This window comes from Bacillus haikouensis (assembly GCF_013179555.1).
GTDB lineage: Bacteria > Bacillota > Bacilli > Bacillales > Bacillaceae_B > Rossellomorea > Rossellomorea haikouensis_A.
This window is the reverse complement of record NZ_JABMCR010000245.1, coordinates 1-6029: the sequence shown is the minus strand read 5'-3', so window position 1 is coordinate 6029 and position 6029 is coordinate 1. Positions and strand designations below refer to the sequence as shown.

Sequence of the window (6029 nt, the reverse complement as noted above, 5' to 3'; positions counted from 1 at the left end):
TATTGTTATCATTGACGATCACCAGTTATTCAGAGAAGGAGTTAAACGCATTCTTGAATTTGAACCTTCTTTTAATGTAGTAGCTGAAGGAGATGACGGTTCAGAAGCCGTCAACTTGATTGAAAGCCATGAACCGGATGTCGTTCTGATGGATATCAACATGCCGGAAATAAACGGAGTGGAAGCCACTCGCGAATTGATGAACAAGTATCCTCAAACAAAGGTCATCATCCTGTCTATCCATGATGACGAAAACTACGTAAACCACGCATTGAAAACAGGTGCACTGGGGTACCTGCTGAAAGAAATGGATTCAGAAGCGCTGGTTGATGCGGTAAAAGTGGTTGCGGAAGGTGGATCTTACGTTCATCCAAAAGTAACGCACAACCTGGTAGCTGAATACAAGCGCCTGGCCAATGCACAGAACACAGGTGGATTCCAGCAGTCCGAAGTTCGCCGCCCGTTACATCTATTGACCCGCCGCGAATGCGAAGTTCTTCAGATGCTTGCTGACGGTAAGAGCAACCGCGGCATCGGTGAAGCACTGTATATCAGTGAAAAGACCGTTAAGAACCACGTGAGTAACATTCTTCAGAAGATGAATGTGAATGACCGTACACAGGCCGTTGTGACAGCGATTAAGAATGGCTGGGTTGAAGTACGATAATAAATATGCAGATTTGTGATTTGTTGTTAAGAAAGCAGCCCTTTATTGGAAAGGGCTGTTTTTTTGCGTAAATCGGGAGAATGGTGGGTGTTCAGCGGGGTGGTGTGTGTGTTCAGTTGGTGATTTTCTCCGGATATTCACCTGGTGAAATATTCAAGTTTTTCACCAGGTGAATGATCATGCTTATTCAGTTGGTGAAATATACAAATTTTTCACCAGGTGAATGATCGTACTTATTCAGTTGGTGAAATACTCAAGTTCTTCACCAGGTGAATGATCGTGCGTATTCAGCTGATGAAATATACAAGTTTTTCACCAGGTGAATGATCGTACTTATTCAGTTGGTGAAATACTCAAGTACTTCACCAGGTGAATGATCGTGCTTATTCAGCTGATGAAATATTCAAGTTCTTCACCAGGTGAACTATCGTACTTATTCACCTGGTGAAGACGATAAATATGCAACACGAAGCATCCAAGAAACAGCCAATAAAAAACCTCACACACAAATGGCAATCTCCATCTGTGTGCAAGGCAATAACAACATTTACATTCTATTTATTGTGACAACTTGACCGAACCGACTGATTTATCTTTCGCCTGGTCGGTGACAAGTACTTTTAATCCGTATTTCGTGAGATTACGTCCTGCATCAGGAAGGAACTCGTTATTATAATCTTTTCGATCGTTGAATAACGGAATTCCGCGCTGGCTTGCGAGGGTCAGCGTCATATCAGGGTAAACAAGATTCATCCCTGAAGTAGGCATGAAGTTAAAGGCGGCATCGGCTACATGGTAGCGGCTGGATGCCGGAGCACCGTCGCTCCAGAGCATTTCAGTGTCATCATGCGCGTCGACCACTCCGAGGAAACCGTCTCCAGGATGGAGGCCTGTCCAGTTCTCAGTGAAGGAATCATCCGCGTACCAGACGACAAGACCGCCATCATATTTCATCAGCGAGCTGCCGCGGGCGATGTGGGCGAGACCTTCATCCACACCTTGATGGTTGCGCCATTCCAATAAGTAATAGTGGTCCATTAATTTGTTGCCGTCAAAACGTTCGAATCCATTAAGGGCGAACGACGATGATTCAGATTCTGCCCCATCTTGGACCAGAGTTGCACCGTCTGCTACGACTTTAATGTTGTCAGCGAAGAATCCAGTTTGGGATGTGCCCCAATCTGTGGCATAACGCAGTCTTAATTTGATATTTTGGCCGGTATATTCATTTAAATCAAATGTTTGCCCTTCCCAGCCATCGGATGTACCGCTAAATCCAGGCATAGAGTCCAAAATGGTAGGGTACGCTTCGGGTACTGCGTCGCTTCTCGTATTATCGTTACCTAAAGAGGTCCAGCTTTCTCCATTATCAGTCGATACTTGAACGAAACCGAAGTCCCACTGTTCTTCAATATCATACCAGGCATCAAACGTCAGCTTGGCAGAGGATTTACCTGTCAAGTCAAGATCCATCACCATGTTGTGATCGATTTCATCCGCTTGACCTCCCCAGTACTCGTAGCTTCCCGAAGCTGGAGTATTGATAGGGGTTTTCTTCTTTGGAAGGTTCACCTTTATGGCCTGGTTGTTCTGTCCGTTAGGCGAATTGGCCTGATCCAGTAAGAAGTTCGTCCCTTTCTTATTCAAATCTTCCAAATCAACAACGAGAGGGTCTGTCCAGTTCCCTCCGAGGGTTGATTGCAGGTACATCTTGGCCCATGGAGAGAAACCTGTCGGCTCCGTTCCAGGAATCTTGCCTGCCCAGGAACCTGCGGACATGATCGACCAATATTCAACTGCATCTCCTGCACCTGAATAAATCGTATCGTATTCATCCGGCAGACCCAGGTCATGGCCATATTCATGGGCGAAAACTCCGGTAGCTCCGTCTTCCGGCATCATTGTATAATCATAGAATCCGATTTTTCCTTCACCAAGGTTGTCGGCATCCACATAAGCAGCCGAACGGTGAGACCAGATTGCATCATCGAATAAGGAGCCGCCGCCTGCTTCCTGCCCCATTCCGGCATGGATGATTTGCAGATGATCGACTAATCCATCCGGCTCCCAGTAGTTTCCGTCAACATCGAGATCATGCGGATCTTCCAAGTCATAATCTTCAAGAGGGATTCCTGCTGCCAATGCTGCAGCATAAGTATCGGCGACCAATCGCTTTGAACCGCCAGGTGATACATTATCATGTCCTCCGTCAGCCCTGTCAGCTCCGTAGTATTTTGCCGTTCCTGGAACCTTGAGCCATCCATAAGCATTTCCTTCAATTGTATATGTTCCGCCAGACTGTTCTTCATAGAATTGCTTCTGGGAAACGAAATTTTCCCCATTTGGACCTTCTACGCCATCATCTCCAAAGATCATATCTTCGAAGTGGTCAACATTGTAGTCAGAATAGTAGTTATCAGTTTCATTTGGCTGGATGTTATTGTGTTCGAAATCTGAATACTCCACCATCAGTGTAAGGAGTTTCCCTTTTTTTACGACACCCGGTGATGGGGATTCTTCGACTGGTTTAGGATGTTTCGTGCTTCCCTGCAGCTTGCCCTTGCTGCCCTGTTTGGTCGCCTTCTCGAATTTCGCATGTTTTTCCGATTCGGCAGCTTTTACCTTCCCGGCAATCGGGTCTTTTTTACCGCTGGCAGCCTCGACTTTCTTTCCTTTTAGTTCAATATACTTATCGAGTGCTTTTTGTTTTGAAGCTTCAGATGCTTTGGAAGAGATCTTCCCTTGCTTAATTAAAGAAGCCATTAATCGTTCGTCATTGATGAGTGCTAAATCCAATGTCCCTTTAAAATGTGAAGCGTGTTTCTCCTCTTTCACGTTTACTCCGCTTTCCATCTGTACGGCTGCCGAAACAGGAAAACCGGCAAATAATGTTCCTGCCATGACAATGGATGTGAGACCTGTCTTAAGTAACTTGCTCATACAAAACCCCCTACTTGTTATTTTGTTACATTCTCATATTATTCTATTAAAACGCCGTTTGGTAGAAGAGTCGCTCATCAAATAACGACATGAATCATAGTGTCGAAGCGGTCTGTCAGCCTATTTTCAAGAATCGTATAGTTAGCTGTATCCCTTGTCCTGTCCGGCTTCTGGCTTATATTTTATCCTGCTTGGCAATCTTGAAATGATAGATGGTTTTTGTCGCTTTTTAGCGAACGTTTTTGTTCTTAATAACGTTGACACTTCGATGCAAGTCTAGTAGATTTGTGAATACAGGTGATTAAATGAAGTGAGGAGGGGAGTTGTGAAAAAAAAACTAGTAAAAGGTCTAATGTATCTCCTGTCGGCAGTCGCTCTTGGCTGTATTGTGTTTTTGCTGTTTTCAACCTATCAAGCCAAGAAGGATCCTCATAAGATCCCATCCATTTTCGGATACAAGCCGTTGACTGTTTTGTCAAACAGTATGAAACCGGAAATCAGTGCGGGCGATATTGTTTTAGTGAAGGAAGCGAAAGCTGGCGATTTCAAGAAAGGGGATATCCTTACCTTTCAGGCGGCCGGTCAAAAAGTTGTCACTCACCGGGTGGCTCAGGTAACCCCGGAAGGTTACATAACCAAAGGGGACAATAACAATGTAGCAGACAGAGAAAAGGCAGAACCCGCAAATGTATTAGGGAAAGTCGCTTTCATTCTGCCCAATGCCGGTTATATAGCAAAGTTCATTTCCAGTAAACTCGGTTTCTCCTTATTTGTCCTGCTGCCATTTCTGCTCTATATCCTGATTGAAGTCTATCAGCGCGTATCGAAGTATTACAGTGAAAAAGACAAGACTGCAAAGGCCCTTTAACCATTTCGGCAACAATATTTTTGAAAAATAGATACCTAATATGAGGAGGAAAAAAGAATATGAAAAATGTAAAGAAAGCATTATTGGCAACATCATTGGCAGGAGCATTGGTCGTAAGTGCGGGGTATGGTACATATTCGTGGTTCACTTCCAGTACACAGGCGGTGGGGGCCATTGATAACGGCACGTTGTCTGTTAATAATGGGGAAGCGATCTCAACGGAATTATTCAGCGGAGAATCGTTTGCACCTTCACAATATGTTCTGGGGAATTTCGTTACTCTTGATAATACGGGAAGCATGGACCAGCAGCTTAAAGTCACGTATACCGGGTCAGTTGATAAAGCATCCGCAGATCCATACAAAATCTACTACCTGGCTTACAAATATAAAGAAAAACCTAGTGGAGACGTTATGAAAAATTTCAGGCAGCAGTGGGAAAAAGGGTTCTACAAAGGAAATCATAATCCTTCCATGAGCCTCGCCAAATCATCAGCGACATCATTACCTGAAGGCGTCGAAGTGGTCACAGGAGAAGCGACAGTCGAAGAGGCACAAGCGATGGCAGCGATGGCCAAATCATCCGAAGGTTCAAGCAAGACATATAAAATCGGGAATGATAAGTTCTTCAAGCTGAAACCAGATCAATACATCGATATCGTGTTCGACGTGAAGCTTGATCAAAATGCAGGGAACGAGTATCAAGGAGCGGTATATAGTGGAAACTTGAACGTTCAAGCGAAGCAAACCGACCAGGGGGCGAAATTTGAAAATAAGAAATAAACATGAAATGGATAGGCAGTCTTCCTTAAGGCTGCCGGCCCGTTAGAAAGGGGAACGACAATGAGGGTGATCCACGACGAATATGAACGACGGAAAGAGAAGATTAGTAAGCCCAATGCTGCTTTCTGCACCTTCCTTATCCTTTCCATCATGTATCTTATTTCCGCCTCCATAATGTCTGTACCCGGGACCTATGCCTGGCTGACATCGGAAACGAATGCAGCCGGCACCATAACAAATGCGACCACAGAGGATCTGCTGACTTTTCACTCCTCAGAGGTCCTTTACGGGGAACAATGCAGCATTCAACACACACTGAAAGTGAAAAATATTTCAGAGATAAACACCACTATCATCGTATCCCTCTCTACCGGGAGCGGATATGAAACAGCAGCGAACCAAAAGGTGAAACCAGGACAGACGATAACCGTGAAACCGAATATCCCGGCAGAATCCTGCGAGGCTGAAACACTGGTTTACAGGGTTCAGGGATTTCACCAATATGTCGATGAAACATTCCAGGTTCCTGTAGATACAGTTAAATTGAAAGAAACGATGGTCCCGGAAGTGAAAGAAAAACCGGAAATGAAGCCGGAAAAGAACCAGAAAGACGAGCAGAAAGAAAATGAAGAAGCCTCGACAGAACCACCAAAATCAGATCAATCCGGAGGAACTGATGCTGCTGATATAGAAGAACAGCAGCCAGCAGATGGGACTGAAGAAGAAGCTGAGCCTTCAGAAAGTGAAGAACCAGCCCCAGAAGAGCAACCTT

General features: G+C 44.8%; 5 protein-coding genes. 4 read left to right on the top strand and 1 reads right to left on the bottom strand.

What is annotated here, in order from left to right; genetic code table 11:
- Position 1 precedes the first annotated feature (1 nt).
- On the top strand, positions 2–667 hold the full coding sequence (locus HP456_RS18545) for a response regulator (protein ID WP_312857791.1): 666 nt from the start codon (positions 2–4) through the stop codon (positions 665–667).
- 558 nt (positions 668–1225) lie between these two features.
- On the opposite strand, the gene HP456_RS18540 is transcribed toward HP456_RS18545, so the two are convergent.
- Positions 1226–3607 carry an immune inhibitor A domain-containing protein gene (locus HP456_RS18540; RefSeq protein ID WP_172253819.1) on the bottom strand — a complete coding sequence of 794 codons (2382 nt, stop codon included), beginning with the start codon at positions 3605–3607 and terminating at the stop codon, positions 1226–1228.
- Between the two features lie 325 nt (positions 3608–3932).
- Between HP456_RS18540 and HP456_RS18535 the strand changes: the two genes are divergently transcribed.
- The 3 genes from HP456_RS18535 to HP456_RS18525 form a co-directional block, all read left to right on the top strand.
- A complete protein-coding gene (locus HP456_RS18535; protein ID WP_172253809.1) occupies positions 3933–4475 on the top strand; it encodes a signal peptidase I in 543 nt (180 codons plus the stop codon).
- Between the two features lie 59 nt (positions 4476–4534).
- Positions 4535–5257 carry a M73 family metallopeptidase gene (locus HP456_RS18530; protein ID WP_172253807.1) on the top strand — a complete coding sequence of 241 codons (723 nt, stop codon included), beginning with the start codon at positions 4535–4537 and terminating at the stop codon, positions 5255–5257.
- Between the two features lie 60 nt (positions 5258–5317).
- Positions 5318–6029 (top strand): hypothetical protein (locus HP456_RS18525; protein ID WP_172253805.1); only part of this gene is annotated, 712 nt, incomplete at its 3' end.

Excerpts from the sequence above, each read along its gene's own strand:
- HP456_RS18540 (WP_172253819.1), bottom strand. The coding sequence starts at position 3,607 with ATGAGCAAGTTACTTAAGACAGGTCTCACATCCATTGTCATGGCAGGA.
- HP456_RS18530 (WP_172253807.1), top strand. The coding sequence starts at position 4,535 with ATGAAAAATGTAAAGAAAGCATTATTGGCAACATCATTGGCAGGAGCA.